1 rRNA gene is annotated in these 1558 nt (G+C 53.6%); it reads right to left on the reverse strand.

Features of this window, described 5'->3' with window-relative positions:
* Positions 1-6 precede the first annotated feature (6 nt).
* Positions 7-1558, reverse strand: a 16S ribosomal RNA gene (locus VHA02S_RS24700).

The following is a 1558-nucleotide window of genomic DNA, read 5'->3' on the forward strand; positions in this document are numbered from 1 at the left end:
ATCGTATAAGGAGGTGATCCAGCGCCAGGTTCCCCTAGCGCTACCTTGTTACGACTTCACCCCAGTCATGAACCACAAAGTGGTAAGCGTCCTCCCGAAGGTTAAACTACCTACTTCTTTTGCAGCCCACTCCCATGGTGTGACGGGCGGTGTGTACAAGGCCCGGGAACGTATTCACCGTGGCATTCTGATCCACGATTACTAGCGATTCCGACTTCACGGAGTCGAGTTGCAGACTCCGATCCGGACTACGACGCACTTTTTGGGATTCGCTCACTCTCGCAAGTTGGCCGCCCTCTGTATGCGCCATTGTAGCACGTGTGTAGCCCTACTCGTAAGGGCCATGATGACTTGACGTCGTCCCCACCTTCCTCCGGTTTATCACCGGCAGTCTCCCTGGAGTTCCCACCCGAAGTGCTGGCAAACAAGGATAAGGGTTGCGCTCGTTGCGGGACTTAACCCAACATTTCACAACACGAGCTGACGACAGCCATGCAGCACCTGTCTCAGAGTTCCCGAAGGCACCAATCCATCTCTGGAAAGTTCTCTGGATGTCAAGAGTAGGTAAGGTTCTTCGCGTTGCATCGAATTAAACCACATGCTCCACCGCTTGTGCGGGCCCCCGTCAATTCATTTGAGTTTTAATCTTGCGACCGTACTCCCCAGGCGGTCTACTTAACGCGTTAGCTCCGAAAGCCACGGCTCAAGGCCACAACCTCCAAGTAGACATCGTTTACGGCGTGGACTACCAGGGTATCTAATCCTGTTTGCTCCCCACGCTTTCGCATCTGAGTGTCAGTATCTGTCCAGGGGGCCGCCTTCGCCACCGGTATTCCTTCAGATCTCTACGCATTTCACCGCTACACCTGAAATTCTACCCCCCTCTACAGTACTCTAGTCTGCCAGTTTCAAATGCTATTCCGAGGTTGAGCCCCGGGCTTTCACATCTGACTTAACAAACCACCTGCATGCGCTTTACGCCCAGTAATTCCGATTAACGCTCGCACCCTCCGTATTACCGCGGCTGCTGGCACGGAGTTAGCCGGTGCTTCTTCTGTCGCTAACGTCAAATAATGCAGCTATTAACTACACTACCTTCCTCACGACTGAAAGTGCTTTACAACCCGAAGGCCTTCTTCACACACGCGGCATGGCTGCATCAGGCTTGCGCCCATTGTGCAATATTCCCCACTGCTGCCTCCCGTAGGAGTCTGGACCGTGTCTCAGTTCCAGTGTGGCTGATCATCCTCTCAGACCAGCTAGGGATCGTCGCCTTGGTGAGCCATTACCTCACCAACTAGCTAATCCCACCTAGGCATATCCTGACGCGAGAGGCCCGAAGGTCCCCCTCTTTGACCCGAAGGTATTATGCGGTATTAGCCATCGTTTCCAATGGTTATCCCCCACATCAGGGCAATTTCCTAGGCATTACTCACCCGTCCGCCGCTCGACGCCGTTATCGTTCCCCGAAGGTTCAGATAACTCGTTTCCGCTCGACTTGCATGTGTTAGGCCTGCCGCCAGCGTTCAATCTGAGCCATGATCAAACTCTTCAATTT

The organism is Vibrio harveyi NBRC 15634 = ATCC 14126 = KCTC 12724, assembly GCF_001591145.1.
Taxonomy (GTDB): domain Bacteria; phylum Pseudomonadota; class Gammaproteobacteria; order Enterobacterales; family Vibrionaceae; genus Vibrio; species Vibrio harveyi.